General features: G+C 72.0%; 12 protein-coding genes and 2 pseudogenes. 2 read left to right on the top strand and 12 right to left on the bottom strand.

The window, feature by feature from the left end; translation table 11 throughout:
- Positions 1–373: pseudogene (locus ACFWVE_RS17210) on the top strand (hypothetical protein); the annotation flags it as partial.
- A gap of 53 nt (positions 374–426) precedes the next feature.
- Here the strand turns inward: ACFWVE_RS17210 and ACFWVE_RS17205 are convergent.
- The gene (locus tag ACFWVE_RS17205) at positions 427–1,155 is read right to left on the bottom strand and encodes a DUF2470 domain-containing protein (RefSeq protein WP_384014402.1); all 729 of its coding nucleotides are present in this window, start codon (positions 1,153–1,155) and stop codon (positions 427–429) included.
- Between the two features lie 88 nt (positions 1,156–1,243).
- Positions 1,244–1,852 (bottom strand): TetR/AcrR family transcriptional regulator, encoded by a 609-nt coding sequence (locus ACFWVE_RS17200; protein ID WP_384014400.1) that lies wholly within the window; start codon positions 1,850–1,852, stop codon positions 1,244–1,246.
- Between the two features lie 137 nt (positions 1,853–1,989).
- Between ACFWVE_RS17200 and ACFWVE_RS17195 the strand changes: the two genes are divergently transcribed.
- Complete coding sequence (locus tag ACFWVE_RS17195; protein WP_384014397.1) at positions 1,990–3,447, top strand: cytochrome P450; 1,458 nt, start codon at positions 1,990–1,992, stop codon at positions 3,445–3,447.
- A 94-nt stretch (positions 3,448–3,541) separates the two neighbouring features.
- Here the strand turns inward: ACFWVE_RS17195 and ACFWVE_RS17190 are convergent.
- The 10 genes and pseudogenes from ACFWVE_RS17190 to ACFWVE_RS17145 form a co-directional block, all read right to left on the bottom strand.
- Positions 3,542–4,131 (bottom strand): annotated as a pseudogene (locus tag ACFWVE_RS17190) (pentapeptide repeat-containing protein); the annotation flags it as partial.
- Positions 4,132–4,197: 66 nt separating this feature from the next.
- Entirely contained in the window at positions 4,198–4,941 is a 744-nt protein-coding gene (locus tag ACFWVE_RS17185) for a PIG-L deacetylase family protein (RefSeq protein WP_384014395.1), read from the bottom strand.
- 482 nt (positions 4,942–5,423) lie between these two features.
- Positions 5,424–6,725, bottom strand: coding sequence for an alpha/beta fold hydrolase (locus tag ACFWVE_RS17180; RefSeq protein ID WP_384014391.1), 1,302 nt, complete (start codon positions 6,723–6,725; stop codon positions 5,424–5,426).
- 103 nt (positions 6,726–6,828) lie between these two features.
- Entirely contained in the window at positions 6,829–7,854 is a 1,026-nt protein-coding gene (locus ACFWVE_RS17175) for a LacI family DNA-binding transcriptional regulator (RefSeq protein WP_384014389.1), read from the bottom strand.
- Between the two features lie 140 nt (positions 7,855–7,994).
- Positions 7,995–9,446 carry a BNR repeat-containing protein gene (locus tag ACFWVE_RS17170; RefSeq protein ID WP_384014386.1) on the bottom strand — a complete coding sequence of 484 codons (1,452 nt, stop codon included), beginning with the start codon at positions 9,444–9,446 and terminating at the stop codon, positions 7,995–7,997.
- A 29-nt stretch (positions 9,447–9,475) separates the two neighbouring features.
- Entirely contained in the window at positions 9,476–9,796 is a 321-nt protein-coding gene (locus tag ACFWVE_RS17165; protein WP_384014383.1) for an L-rhamnose mutarotase, read from the bottom strand.
- Positions 9,797–9,849: 53 nt separating this feature from the next.
- Positions 9,850–10,935, bottom strand: coding sequence for a rhamnose ABC transporter substrate-binding protein (rhaS, locus tag ACFWVE_RS17160; RefSeq protein WP_384014380.1), 1,086 nt, complete (start codon positions 10,933–10,935; stop codon positions 9,850–9,852).
- Positions 10,936–10,974: 39 nt separating this feature from the next.
- On the bottom strand, positions 10,975–12,006 hold the full coding sequence (locus ACFWVE_RS17155) for an ABC transporter permease (protein ID WP_384014377.1): 1,032 nt from the start codon (positions 12,004–12,006) through the stop codon (positions 10,975–10,977).
- Complete coding sequence (locus tag ACFWVE_RS17150) at positions 11,999–13,039, bottom strand: ABC transporter permease (RefSeq protein ID WP_384014375.1); 1,041 nt, start codon at positions 13,037–13,039, stop codon at positions 11,999–12,001. The genes ACFWVE_RS17155 and ACFWVE_RS17150 overlap by 8 nt, the downstream gene beginning before the upstream one ends.
- Positions 13,036–14,550, bottom strand: a complete 1,515-nt coding sequence (locus ACFWVE_RS17145) for a sugar ABC transporter ATP-binding protein (RefSeq protein ID WP_384014372.1) — start codon at positions 14,548–14,550, stop codon at positions 13,036–13,038. Before ACFWVE_RS17145 ends, ACFWVE_RS17150 begins: the two co-directional genes overlap by 4 nt.
- Positions 14,551–14,791: the final 241 nt, after the last annotated feature.

Genomic DNA, 14,791 nt, shown 5'->3' with positions numbered 1-14,791 from the left:
GGGTCTCGGTGTCGGCGGCTCCCTGCGCCAGGAGGTCTATCAGGACGAACGGCCGCTGACGGACTGGGCCGAGCAGCCCTCGGGGCGGGTGTTCGTCCACCTGGTGACGCCTCCCGAGTGGCGGCGCATCACGGGCGAGGCGCCGCCGCCGTCCCCGGTGGACCGGGCCGCCTACACCCGGGCGGGGCTTCCCTGGTTCGACTACTACGACCAGGACGCGCAGGACCTCGGCCCGGCCGGCCCGCTCCGGTCGGTGAAGCCGGTCGGCGACTGGCTCGGGGACGACCACGAGCCCTGGCAGCCGCCTTCGCCGCACCAGGTGAAGCAGCTCGGGGACGCGCCGGGCAAGCCGGTGGAGGACGGTGACTGGTGACCGACGTGCGTCGAGGGCGGTGGGCGGGGTCGGTCGTGTGCTCGGGCGCCCGCTCAGCCGTCGCCGTCGGCGCGTTGCCGTTGCAGCGGGCGGGGGCAGGTGACGGCGCTCGCCCGGGAGAGGAGGACGTGCATGCGTTCGGTGAGCTGGCCGAGGTCGTCGGCGGGCCGGTGGAACGGGAGCCGTACGTCACCGCCCGCGCGGACGCGTTCGATGCGCAGCGTGAGTCCGTGCCGGTCGACGGCGAGCGGCCGGACGCGGACCACGCCGTGCAGGTTGTCCGGGTCGACCAGGCGGGTGAGCCGCTCGACCGCGTCGCCGTGGCAGTCGGCGAGGTGGGTCAGCAGCCGGGCCTCGGCGGTGGCGAGCGGATCGGGGCGCGCCGCGGCGAACTCGTCCGGATCGACGACGACGGCTCCGGACTCCCGCCGCAGCACCACCCGCGTGGGGCGGAAGGCGAGGTGGCCGTCCTCGACGGCGAACCAGCCGGCGAGCCACAGCCGGGCACGGACCCTCTTGCGCACCGGGACGGGCGCGACGTCGGCGAACTCCAGTACGGCGGACGGCTCGCCTCGGGGCGCGCAGATCGCGGCGGTGAGCAGCGCGCCGTCCTCGGGCACGTGCAGCAGGATGCGGCCGTCGTCGGCCACGCTGTGCGCGCCGACGAACTCCTCGCGCGAGCCCCCCGCGGTCACCGCGCAGGACCATGCGGTGGCGAGCACGGAACGGGCCCGTTCCGCCGCGCCGGGTTCGGCCGTCCAGCCGTGCGTGTCGTCACCCATCCTCGAACCTCCTATTAGGTAAGCCTTGCCTAACCTAGCGAAGATCGAGGCGTACGCCAAGCGGATCACGTGACCTGTGCGCGACCTTTCAGGACTCGAGAACGCCGAGCAGGGCGCGTGCGCACAGGTCGCGCACCTGCTCCCGGCTCAGCTCGCACCCGCGCAGCCACTCCAGGCAGACCGCGGTGGTGAAGGCCAGCCAGCCACGCACGGCGAGGCGCGCGTCCGGCCGCCGTGCGAGCACCGGGCCGAATTCGGGGTCCCCCGCCAGTGCCGCCAGGATCTGCCGCTCCTGCGCGGCCAGAGCCTGCTGGTAGACCCGGCGCACCGTCCGGTCCCCTGCCGCGTCGGCGCGGTGGAAGGCTCGGTAGCCGTGCGCGTGCGCCGCCGCGTACTCCAGGTACGCGTCGAGCCCCGACGCGAGCTGTTCCCGTACGGGAGCCCCGGGGACCGCGGCGGTCATGCGCAGTATCCGGTCGCTCTCGCGCCGCACGACCGCCGCGAAGAAGTCCCGTTTGGTGGGGAAGTAGTGGTACAGCAGCCCTCGCGAGACGCCGGCGATCCCGGCCACCTGCTCGATCCACACGTCGTCGTACGGACTTTCCGAGAACAACCGGGCCCCGACCGACAGAAGCTGCTCGCGACGCTCCTCGGTGCTGAGCCTGCGCCGCACGCGCCCGCCCTCGTTCGCGGCCATTCCCGCACCTTACTTGACGCCGGTTCAGCAACGGGACGACACTGAGGAGTCGTATTGAACCCGCGTGCAACACGGGTTCCGCGGGCTCCCACCGCGTCGCAATCGCTTGCCGGGCCGAGCGGACCGAAGGGAATCGCATGGCGGAGACCGCGACACCGGCCGTGCCGCCGAAGGGGTTTCGCGGTGCGGAGCAGGGCTGGCCCGCGCTGCACCGCATTCCGCACCCTCCCCACCGGGTCCCGCTCCTCGGTGACGTCATCGGCTCGAGCAGCCGCACCCCCGTGCAGGACTCGATGCGGCTCGCCCGCCGACTGGGGCCGATCTTCCGGCGGAACGTCTTCGGCAAGGAGTTCGTCCTGGTGTCGGGTGCGGACCTCGCGGCCGATCTGGCCGACGAGACGCGCTTCGCCAAGCATGTGGGGCTGGGCGTGGCCAATCTGCGGCCGGTCGCGGGAGACGGCCTGTTCACCGCGTACAACCACGAGCCCAACTGGCAGCTCGCCCACGACGTGCTCGCCCCCGGCTTCCACCGTGAGGCCATGGCGGGCTATCACACGATGATGCTGGCCGTGGCGGAGCGGCTGACCGACCGCTGGGACCGCGCGGTCGCCGGGGGCCGGACGGTGGACGTGCCCGGTGACATGACCAAGCTGACGCTGGAGACGATCGCGCGCACCGGGTTCGGGCACGACTTCGGGTCGTTCGAACGGTCCCGGCCGCATCCCTTCATCACCGCGATGGTCGGCACGCTCAGCTACGCACAGCGGCTCAACGCGGTGCCCGCGCCGCTGGCTCCGCTTCTGCTGCGGAGCGCGAGCCGGCGCAACGCCGCCGACATCGACCGTCTCAACCGCATCGTCGACGAGGTGGTCCGGATCCGGCGCGCGGACGGCGGCGGGGAGGGCGACCTGCTCGACCGGATGCTGGACACCGCGCATCCCGAGTCCGGCGAGCGGCTGTCGTCCGAGAACGTCCGCCGTCAGGTCATCACCTTCCTGGTCGCGGGCCACGAGACCACGTCGGGTGCGCTCTCCTTCGCCCTGCACTTCCTCTCCCTGCACCCTGACGTCGCGGACCGCGCCCGCGCCGAGGTGGACCGCGTCTGGGGCGGTTCGGCCGCGCCGGACTACGAGCAGGTGGCCAGGCTGCGGTACGTACGCCGGGTGCTCGACGAGTCGCTGCGGCTGTGGCCGACCGCGCCCGCCTTCGCCCGGGAGGCCCGCACGGACACGGTGCTGGCCGGGGAACATCCGATGCGGCGGGGAGCGTGGACGATGGTGCTGACCCCCATGCTGCACCGGGACCCCGCGGTGTGGGGCCCGGACGCCGAGCGGTTCGACCCGGACCGTTTCGACGCACCGGCCGTACGGTCCCGTGCCCCGCACACCTTCAAGCCGTTCGGCACCGGGGCGCGGGCCTGCATCGGCCGGCAGTTCGCGCTGCACGAGGCGACGCTGGTGCTCGGGCTCCTGCTGCGCCGCTACGAGTTGCGGTCCGATCCTGGCTACCGGCTGCGCGTGACCGAGCGGCTGACGCTGATGCCGGAAGGGCTGCGGCTCCGCCCGGAGCGGCGGACGGCGCCGGCGCCGGTCTGATCCACGGCGGACCGGGGTCTGTCCGGCACATACCCGTCGTCCGCCCGGAGGGCGGGCTCAGCGGCGTCCGGTGCGTGCGGTCACAAGGCGCCGGAGCGCCCTCGACGGGGTTCCCCCGCTCGGGCGGAGCCGAGAGTGAGGGAGGAGCCACGTGGGCGTTTCGGCGTCCCCGGACCCCGGACCGGGCCGGTTCGCCGGCCTTCAGCAGCAGCACGTTGACGTCCTGCCGGTGCGCACCCACGTCCGGCTCCCCGAGCTCCCGCAAAAGCCCTCCGGGTGAGCCTCTCCGTCGTCTCCAGCGCACGACGCGGGTCCGCGTGCACGGGGGCGGGCCGTGGGCAGGGTGAGCGCCTCGGTCAGGTACCACAGCAGCTCGTGCAGCTGCCGGACGACCGGGAAGACGTCGAACACGCGGCGGGCCCGCTCCGGTGGCCCGGTGCGCCAGTCCTCTCCGCCGAAGGTGACCTGCGAGACCTTCTGTCAGGCGCCGGAGCGGTCGTACACCGTGCAGCCGCTGGACTCCTCCTGCCGCAGCCGCGCGTGGCTGCGGCAGCGGTGGTCCTCACGCAGGTTCCGGCAGGGCCGGCCGGCCTGCTTGTCCACCGCGAAGGCGGCGGAGGCGGTGAACGGCAGAGCGACGCGGACCGGGAAGGCCGGTCTTCGGTTCTGACATCCGTTCAGCATGCGGAACGTGGGACGGATGCCCGCCCTGCGTTCGGGGGCGCTTCCCGCCGGGCCGTACCGCCGTCGTCACCGGGAGAACAGCTCGAAGGCGACCGCGGGCCGGTCGCCGAACCGCTTGCCCGTCTCCCGGGCGCTGTCCGTCAGGAAGCCGCGCACGTACTCCTCGGGGTCCTGGTCGGTCAACGCCTCGATGTAGGCGCGGTGTTCCAGCAGCGAGCGCACCGCCCTGTCCAGGCCGTCCGTCGCGTCCACGGCGTGGGTGGGGGTGCTGGAGCCCGCCACCGCGACCCGGCGGACCCCGTTCCAGGGTTCGAGGCCCTGTTCGGTCAGTTCCGGGAAGATCCACCGGTTGCCGGCGTCACCGGCCGCGTCGAGCACCGCCCGTCCGACGGCCACGTGGTCCGGGGTGTTCCAGTGGGTGCCGCCCCAGGTGTCGCGATGGTTGAGGGTGATCACCAGTTCGGGGCGGTGGCGGCGGACGGCGGCGGCGATGTCCCGGCGCAGGGCGGTGCCGTACTCGATGACGCCGTCCCGGTGGTCCAGGAACTCCACCGTCGACACGCCGACCACGGCCGCGCTCGCCCGTTGCTCCCGTTCCCGGAGCGGGCCGCACTCGGCGGGCGCCAGGGTGTCGATGCCCGCCTCGCCACGGGTCGCCGGCACATAGGCGACCTCGCGGCCGGCGTCGGTCCAGGACGCGATCGCCGCGGAGCAGCCGTACTCCAGGTCGTCGGGATGGGCGACGACGGCCAGCGCACGCTGCCAGTCGTCGGGCATGGGAGCGAGCCGAGTGGGTGTCACCTCGGTCATGCCCGCACGCTAACCGTTCCTCCGGGCCGAGCGGGAGTGAGCCCGCCCGGCCGCACGCCCCGAACGGACCTGGGCGCTCCCCCACTGCCTCAAGGGCGTGGGAGGTACCCCCGGGTCCCCGGCGTACTCGGCCCCGGGGCGGCGACACGCATCCTGTGCGTGGTCCGGGCCCGGGAGGCCGGTTCCCTGTGCGACCCGGCACCATGAGGACGGCCGGAGGCGACGGGAAGGCCCTGAACCATCACTCCGGTGGAGCAGGGGCCCCGCTCACCGGCGCCGTACCCGGCGTCCCGGATCGCACGACCACGTTGACCCGGACGGCCCACGACCCCGCAAGCCCGCAAGCCGACCATCACACGATCGAGTCGCACCACCCTCGCGCATGTTCTCCGGCAAGCAGCCGACGCCCCCCACCACCGACAACATCCCGAGGCGTGACACAGCACACGCGCCGGGCCCGCCGGGGTGGAGAGGGCGAAGGCTCACACCTCGTCGCGGGCCATCGCCAGCAGCCGGTCCAGTACGCGGGGGCCGCCCGCGCGGAGGCCGTCGTGCTCGAACTCGTCGGTGACCCAGGTGCGCAGGCCGCGGATCGCCCGCGCGGTGCGCAGGGAGTGGGCCGTGTCGACGTACATGTCGTCGTGGTAGACGGCCGCCACGGCCGGGACCTCGTTGGCGGCGAGGCGGACCGGGTCGTACAAGGGGGCCCAGTCGGTGCGGGCGGCGAGCAGTTCGGCTGTCTCGCGCAGCGGGCGCAGGGCGGGGTCGCAGTCGAACATCCAGGGGTGCACGGACTCCCCGGTGAACAGCAGCGGCCCGTTGCCCGCGAGGGCCTTCTGCGCGTCGAACCGCGGGAACTCGGCCCGGATCCGTTCGGCCGACCAGGCGGTGGGCCGGGCGTCCTGGCCGTAGATCGGCTCGTGGATGAGTGCGTACAGGGGATGGCCCGCGTACGAGAGCAGGCCCTGTGCCTGCTCCTGGAACGCGTCGCAGAGCGCCGGGCCCGCCGGGGTGGGGACGAAGGCGTCCTCCAGGAGGTGGTGCAGCTGGTGGCTGCCGTCGCCGCTGCCCAGCACGCGGCCCAGGGACTGGAACGCCTCGACGGTGAGCCGGTAGCCGTTCGGGAGGACGACCTCGTGCTCGAGGAGGTGCCCGGCGATGCGACGGGCGCGTTCGACGTCCTGCGGATAGCGGGCGTAGTGGGCGGCGACCTTGCGCTCGATGCGCGGGTAGGCGGCCCGGTAGACGTCGTCGGCGTGGGCGTCCAGGGAGGGCAGACCGCCCGTGATCACGGCGGTCTCGAGGCCCTCGGGCGCGGTGGAGAGGTAGGCGACGGTGCAGAATCCGCCGAAGCTCTGGCCGAGGACCGTCCAGGGGGCGCCGCCGGTGACCTGCGGGCGGATCGCCTCGCAGTCGCGGACGATCGAGTCGGCCCGGAAGCGGGCGAGGTAGTCGGCCTGCTCGGCGGGGCCGCCGCGCAGCGGGAGCGTCTGCCGGTTGGCGGGGGTGGAGCTGCCGGTGCCGCGCTGGTCGAGCAGCAGGACGCGGTACTCCTTCAGGGCCCGGCCGAGCCAGGACGGCTTCCCGACGAATCGGTTCGCCCCGAATCCGGGGCCGCCCTGGAGGTACAGCAGCCACGGCAGGTCCTGGCCCGCCCGGTCGCCGGCGACGACCTCACGCGCGTACAGCTCGATCGTCTCCCCCGAGGGCACATCATGGTCGAGGGGTACGGTGAAGCGGCGGTCGGTGAGGACGACGCCGGGCTGGCGGTAGCTGACGGTCAACGGGGCTCCCTGGACGAGCGGACGGACGGACCGCGACCCAGTTCAGCACATGGCCGTCCGGCCGTCGGAGTCGGGATCACGCCATGCGTACAGGGCTCGCCGGTCAGCGCGCCGACAGGCTGGAGCGCCGGACGACCAGCTCGGGTCTCAGGACCACCCTGCGGTGTTCGTGGGGCGCGGCCGCGGCCTGGGGCTCCGTCTCCTCGAGCAGCAGTTCCGCCGCCAGTGCGCCCATGGTGACGGCGGGCTGGCGTACGGAGGTGAGGGGGACGGCCGCGGCGGCCGCGAACTCGATGTCGTCGTAGCCCACGATCGCCAGGTCGTCCGGGACGCCGACCCCTGCCGCGTACATCGCCTGCAGCACGCCGAGGGCGAGCAGGTCGTTGGCGCAGAAGACGGCGGTGGGGCGGTCGGCGAGCCCGAGCAGCCGCGCCCCTGCGTCCCGTCCGGCGGCGACGTCGAGCCGCTCGGTGGGCAGTTCACGCAGGGCTTGTGGGCCGAGTCCGGCCTCGGCGAGGGCGTTCAGCGCGCCGGTGCGCCGGTCCCTGACCTGGTTCAGGCCGGGCGGCCCGCTGACATAGGCGATGGACCGGTGGCCCGCGTCGATGAGGTGCCGCACGGCCAGCGCGCCGCCGGCGACGTCGTCGACGGAGACCGAGCACTCCGTGGTGCCCTCGGCGACCCGGTCGACCAGGACGAAGGGGATGCCGTGCCGGCGGAAGGCCTCGATGTTGCGGCCGGTGGCGTCGGCCGGGGTGAGCAGTACGCCCCGTACCCGCTGCTCGGCGAAGAGGGAGAGGTACTCGGCCTCCTCGCTCGCGTTCTGTGCGCTGTTGCAGACCATCACGCCGAGCCCGGCCGCTCGCGCGGCGCGTTCGGCGCCGCGCGCCACGTCGACGAAGAAGGGGTTGCCCATGTCGAGGACGAGCAGTCCCATGATCCGGCTGCGGCCCGCGCGCAACTGCCGTGCGGACTCGCTGCGGACGTAGCCGAGCCGGTCGATGGCGGACAGGACCCGCGCCCGGGTCTCGGCGGCGACCGTGTCCGGCCGGTTGATCACGTTGGAGACCGTGCCGACGGAGACTCCGGCGACGCGGGCGACGTCCTTGATACCCACCGACTGGGCCATCGGGCAGGGACCTCCGAGGAGACGAGGGCGAAAGGTGAGGGGGCGGCCGGTGGTCGTTCACATTACCGGCCCGACCGCCCCGCGATCGGCGGTGGGCGGGCAGGATGCGTGGGCGGGGCCAGGTGGGAGGCGGTGGGGGGTCAGGTGGGCAGCCGGAAGTCGGCGACGTGGAGCGCCGACGGGGTGGTGCCGCTGGAGCGCTCCTGGTACATGACCGACAGCACACCGTCCTGCGTCGTCCGGGTCTCGTCGATCAGGACCTCGCCGAAGGCGTTCAGGCCGGCGCCGTCGTACAGCAGGGTCCAGTCGGTGTGGCCGGAGGCCGCGGAGGCGCCGGCGATTCTGCCGTAGGGAAGGACCGCGTAGGCGTTGTCGTACCGGTCGAGGAGCAGCCGGGTGCGCTGGCTGGAGTTCAGCGGGACGGGGATCTCGGTCTTGCGCCAGGTGCCGGAGGCGGTGTGGCGGACGTGGAAGGCACGGCCGTTCGCGGTGCGGTCGGCGACGTACGCGGTGGTGCACTGGCCGAAGCGGCCGGGGACGTAGCTGATGATCGCGTGCGGCCGGCCGGCCGAGTCGGTGGACTGGCTCTCCTGGTTCATCAGGGAGTGGTCCGGGTTCAGCGGGTCGACGACCAGGCCGGGGTCGGTGACCAGGACCCGGTCGGTGGTGCCGGTGGTGGCGACGACGGTGCCCGCGTCGTTGCGCCAGGTGCGGCCCCGGTCGTCGGAGTAGACGTAGCCGGTGTCGTGGTTGGTGATGCCGCCGGGGCTGCACATGACGGCGGCGTTCTGCTCCCGCCAGGTGAAGAAGGTGTGCAGGCGCCCGTTCCGGTCGTAGTCGATGCCGTGCAGGTACATGTTGCGGGCGGTGGAGGAGCCGTGCTCGCTGCGGTAGGTGCCGGTGGAGGCGGTCCACTCCCCCAGCGTCGTCCAGCGGGTGCCGTCGTACTCGGCCAGCGCGTTGCGCCCGTTGCCCGAGACGCCGGCGCGGTAGCTGAGCTGGAGCCGGCCCTCGGGGGTGGAGACGAACTGCGGGTAGGTGAACTGCGAGGTGAGGGCGAGGCCGTCGAGCGTGGACTGCGGGGCGCCGAAACGGCTCGCGGTCCAGCTCAGCGCGGACGGGTTGTCCATGAGCCCGGCGGCGGACTTGACGTAGGTGAAGCCGTCGCTGTGGGAGTCCATGTGGAGGTGCAGGCGGCCGTCGGTCTTCGAGACGCCCATGGAGATGACGTTGTGGGAGTCGTTGTAGCGGAGTGCGTGACCGGTCCTGACGGTCTGCCAGGTGCTCGCGCCGAGGGTACGGCGGCCGACGACGGCGCTGCGGTCGGCGGTGTACCAGACGGCGTACTGGTGGCCCTTGTAGGTCAGCAGGCCGTTCTTCTGGAAGGAGTTGTTGTTGACCAGGCCGTCGTAGGACACGAAGTAGATGGCCCGGTCGTCGAGGGTGGTGCGGCCGGCCGGGGTGACCGACGGGCCGGGGGCGGCGGCAGGGGCGGTGGCACGGTCACCGGGCCCGCCGAGGGCGGCTCCGGCCGCGGCGGGTCCGGCGACGGTGCCGAGGACGGCTCCGGCCAGCAGGGTGCGTCGTCTCATCCCGGGGCTCCTCGGGTGGGGTCCGTGGTTCAGGCGAGGTGGAAGACTTCGGTGAGCGGTTTCATCGCCTCGTCCGGTCGGGCGCCGTCGAGGGTCTCGAAGAGGGGGGCCATCTCCGCCTGCCAGCGGGCGTTGACGTCGGTGGCCGCCATACCGGCCTGGGCGGCCTCGAAGTCGTCGGTCTCGAGGTAGCCGACGAGGAGGCCGTCGTCGCGCAGGAAGAGGGAGTAGTTGTGCCAGCCGGTGGCCGAGAGTGCCTCGCACATCTCGGGCCACACGGCGGCGTGGCGTTCGCGGTACTCGGCGATCCGGTCCTGTCGGACCTTGAGCAGGAAACAGACGCGCTGCATGTGAGGTACCGCTCCTCCCGTACGGGTTGACGAGTTTACGAGCCGACGAGAAATCAGAAGTCGAACCGGTCGATGTTCTCGGCGTTGAAGACGGTGGGCTTGCCGAGGTTGATCACGCCGTCCTTGCCGATGGTGTACTCGCCCATCGCGCCGGCCTCGAAGGTCTCGCCCTCCTTGCCGGTGATCTGGCCGGAGGACAGGGCGACGGCGGTGCGCGCGGCGAGTTCGCCGAGCTTGGCCGGGTCCCACAGCTCGAACGCCTCGACGGTGCCGTTCTTGACGTACTTGCGCATGTCGTTGGGGGTGCCGAGACCGGTCAGCTTGACCTTGCCCTTGTACTTGGAGCCGGACAGGTACTGGGCGGCGGCCTTGATGCCGACGGTGGTCGGGGAGATGATCCCCTTCAGGTTCGGGTACTCCTGGAGCAGGCCCTGGGTCTGCTGGAAGGACTGCTGGGCGTCGTCGTTGCCGTAGGCGACCTTGACCAGCTTGATGTCCTTGTACTTGGGGTCCTTGAGCTCGTCCTTCATGAACTCGATCCAGGCGTTCTGGTTCGTCGCGGTCTGCGCGGCGGACAGGATCGCGATCTCGCCCTTGTGGTCGATCTGTTCGGCGAGCAACTGGACCTCGGTACGGCCCAGGTCCTCGCCGCTGGCCTGCGAGACGAAGGCGTTGCGGCAGTCGGCGGTGGTGTCGGAGTCGTAGGTGACGACCTTGATGCCGTTCTTCATGGCCTGCTTGAGCGCCGTGCACAGCGCGCCGGGGTCCTGCGCGGAGACGGCCATGGCGTCGACCTGCTGCTGGGTGAGCGTATTGACGTAGGAGACCTGGCCGGCGGTGTCGGTGGCGCTGGAGGGGCCGACCTCCTTGTAGGTGGAGCCGAGTTCCTTCAGTGCCTTCTCACCGCCCTTGTCGGCGCTGGTGAAGTAGGGGTTGTTGACCTGCTTGGGCAGGAAGCCGACGGTCAGGCCCTTCTTGGTGGGCGCGTTCGGGTCGGCCTTGCCGGCCGTGGCCGCCGAGCCGCCGCCCTCGTTCTTGACGTCGTCCTTGGTGGTGCCGCCGCAGGCGGTGGCGGCCAGGGCGAGGGAGGTGACGGCGGCGAGGGCCGCACAGGTCCGGCGGAGGGAGGACTTGCGCATGGTGGGTTCCTTACGGCGAGAAGGACGGACAAGGAGGATTCACGGGGTCGGGGCGGGTTCCTTGGGCACCGGTGGCGGTGCGGCCCGGCGTCCGGCACGTGCGGCGGCGATCTGCCGTGCGACGCGCGGGCCGAGCACGGAGACGACGAGCAGGACGCCGGTGACGACGATCTGCGACTGGGCGGAGACGTTGGCGAGGCTCATGACGTTCTGCAGCGTGCCGAGCAGGAAGACGCCCGCGATCGCGCCGCCGAGGGTTCCCCTGCCGCCGTCGAAGTCGATGCCTCCGAGCAGTACGGCGGCGACGACGGAGAGTTCGAGGCCGGTGGCGTTGTCGTAGCGGGCGCTGGCGTAGTGCAGGGCCCAGAAGACTCCGGTGAGGGAGGCCATCAGGCCGGTCAGGGTGAACAGGATCAGCTTCTGCCGCCTGACGCGGATGCCGGCGAAGCGGGCGGCCTCCTCGCCGGCGCCGGTGGCGAACAGCGAGCGCCCGAACGGGGTGGCATGCAGCGCGACCACGGCGATCGCGAGCAGCACCAGGAACGGCAGCAGCGCGTACGGGACGAAGGTGTCGCCGATGCGTCCGGCGGCGAAGTCGAGGTACTGCGCGGGGAAGTCGGTCACCGCGTCGGAGCCGAGCACGATCTGCGCGATGCCCCGGTAGGCGGCGAGGGTGCCGATGGTGACGGCGAGGGAGGGCAGTCCGAGCCGGGTGACGAGCAGGCCGTTGACCAGGCCGCAGACGACGCCGATGAGCAGGCAGATCGGGATGATCGTCTCGATGGTCATGCCCTGGTTCCACAGGGCGCCCATGACCGCGCCGGACAGACCGGCGGTGGAGGCGACGGAGAGGTCGATCTCGCCGGAGACCACGAGCAGCGTCATGGGCAGGGCGATCAGCGCGATCGGCAGGGTGTTGCCGATCAGGAAGGACAGGTTGAGGACGTTGCCGAAGCCGTCGACGGTGGCGAAGGACAGCAGCAGGACCACGACGAGCAGGGCGCCCACGACCGTGTCCCACCGCACGGAGGGGGACCGGCGGACGGCGCGCGCGAGAGCGGAGTCAGCCATGGCGGGCGTTCCTCTTCTTCAGGGCGGTGGCCACGCGCAGGGCGACGATCCGGTCGACCGCGATGGCGAGGATGAGCAGGATGCCGTTGATGGCGAGCACCCAGACGGAGCTGACGCCGAGGGCGGGCAGGACGCTGTTGACGGAGGTCAGCAGGAGCGCGCCGAGGGCGGCGCCGTAGACGCTGCCGGAACCGCCGGTGAAGACCACGCCGCCGACCACGACGGCGCTGACGACGGTGAGTTCGTAGCCGGTGCCGGTGCCGGAGTCGACGTTGCCGAACCGGGCCAGGTACAGCGCGCCCGCGAGTCCGGCGAGGGCGCCGCAGAAGGTGTAGGCGGCGAGGATCCGCTTGCGTACGGGGATGCCGGCGAGCCGGGCGGCCTCGGGGTTGGAGCCGAGCGCGTACAGTTCGCGTCCGCTGCCGAAGTGCTTCAGGTAGTACGCCGTGGCCACGAGCACCGCGAGGGCGATGAGCGCCAGGTGGGGCACGGCCGAGATGCCCCCGGAGCCGAAGTCGACGAATCCGGCGGGGAGATCGGCGGCGGTGATCTGGCGGGAGCCGACCCAGATGGAGTCGATGCCGCGGATGATGTAGAGGGTGCCGAGGGTGACGACGAGCGCGGGCACCTGGCCGAGGCTGACGAGCAGTCCGTTGAGCAGTCCGAAGCCGATGCCGAGCAGCACCGCCAGCGCGACGGCGACGACCGGGTTCCCGCCGCCCTGGAGGTGGATCCCGGCGGCGAAGGCGGAGATGCCGAGCGTGGAGCCGACCGACAGGTCGACGTTGCGGGTGATGACGACGAGGGCCTGGCCGGTGGCGACGAGGACCAGGATGGTCGCGTTCAGCAGCAGGTCCTTGATGCCCTGCTCGGACAGGAACTCGCTGTTGCCGGCCTGGGTGACGGCGATCATCACCAGGAAGACGAGCAGGATGGCGAGTTCGCGCACCTTGAACACGCGGTCCACCAGCCGGGTGCCACTCGACTTCGGCACCTCGGCGACGGGGGCGGGGTCGGGGCTGACGACCGTCATGCGGCCCTCCCCGTGGCTGCGGCCATCACGGTTTCCTCGGTGGCGTCGGTGCGGGGGATCTCTGCGGTGAGGCGGCCCTCGTGCATCACCAGCACGCGGTCGGCCATGCCGAGGATCTCGGGCAGGTCGGAGGAGATCATCAGGACCGCGACGCCGTCGGCGGCGAGCTGGGAGAGCAGCCGGTGCACCTCGGCCTTGGTGCCGACGTCGATGCCCCGGGTCGGCTCGTCCACGATGAGCACCTTGGGGCCGGTGGCGAGCCACTTGGCGAGGACGACCTTCTGCTGGTTGCCGCCGGAGAGCGTGTTGACGGTGTCGGCGATCCGGGCGTACTTGACGTGCAGCCTGACCGCCCAGTCCAGGGAGCGGCTGCGTTCGGCGCCCCGGTCCATCAGGCCGGCGCGGACGGTCGTGCGCAGTCCGGTCAGGCCGATGTTGCGCTCGATGGACATGTCCATCACCAGACCCTGGGCGCGTCGGTCCTCGGGGACCAGGGCGAGGCCGGCGGCCATGGCGGTGGACGGAGCGCCGTTGGTGAGCGCGCGTCCGTCGATCTCGACCTCGCCGGCGTCCCAGCGGTCGATGCCGAACACGGCGCGGGCCACCTCGGTGCGCCCGGCGCCCACGAGCCCGGCGAGGCCGACGATCTCGCCGCGGCGCACGTCGAAGGAGACGTCGGTGAAGACGCCCTCGCGGGTCAGCCGGCGCACGCTCAGGGCGATCTCGCCGGGACGTACCTCCTGCTTGGGGTAGAGCTCCTCGAGGTCGCGGCCGACCATGCGGCGCACCAGGTCGTCCTCGGTCATGCCGTCCAGCGGTTCACTGGCGATCCGGGCGCCGTCGCGCAGGGTGGTGACCCGCCCGCAGATCTCGAAGATCTCCTCCAGGCGGTGGGAGATGAACAGCACCGCCGCACCCTGTTCGCGCAGGGCGCGTACGACGCCGAAGAGGCGGGCGACCTCGCTGCCGGTGAGGGCGGCGGTCGGCTCGTCCATGATCAGGACGCGGGCGTCGAAGGAGAGCGCCTTGGCGATCTCGACGATCTGCTGGTCGGCGATGGACAGGCCGCGGGCCGGGCGGTCGGGGTCGAGTTCGACGCCGAGCCGCTGCATCAGGGCCGCGGTGGCGGTGCGGGTGGTCTTGTGGTCGATCCGGCCGAGGGCACGCCGGGGCTGGCGGCCCATGTAGATGTTCTCGGCGATCGACAGGTCGGGGAAGAGCGTGGGCTCCTGGTAGATCACGGCGATCCCGGCGTCGCGGGCGTCGCCGGGTCCGTGGAAGAGAACGGGCGCACCGTCGAGCAGCACCTGGCCGGCGTCCGGCCGGTGCACTCCGGCGAGCGTCTTGATGAGGGTCGACTTGCCGGCTCCGTTCTCCCCGGCGAGGGCGTGCACCTCGCCGGGGAACAGATCCAGGGAGACGTCCCGCAGGGCGCGGACCGCGCCGAAGGACTTGGAGACGTCCCTCAGTGCGAGAACCGGGGCCGGACCCGTGTCGGACGGGTGGGTCATGAGGGCTCCTCGACGACGTCCGGCGGGGTGGCCCTCGCGGCGTCGTGAAAGGTTTCAACTGGGTTGCCGGGACGTTAGGCGCGCGGTGTATGTCACGTCAATGGGTCCCGGTCGAAAAAGTTTCGACAGCTTCAGGTCACACCCTGGTCACGGAAGGCGGTCTTGGCCGGAGGGGTTGACACCTCTTCGAGGGCGCCATAGCTTCCCGTTCTGAATCGTTTCACTCAACCATTTCAGTCAG

This window comes from Streptomyces sp. NPDC058632 (genome assembly GCF_042717095.1).
Taxonomy (GTDB): Bacteria; Actinomycetota; Actinomycetes; order Streptomycetales; family Streptomycetaceae; genus Streptomyces.
The sequence above is the reverse complement of the archived record's forward strand: the minus strand, read 5'-3'. Positions and strand labels throughout refer to the sequence as shown.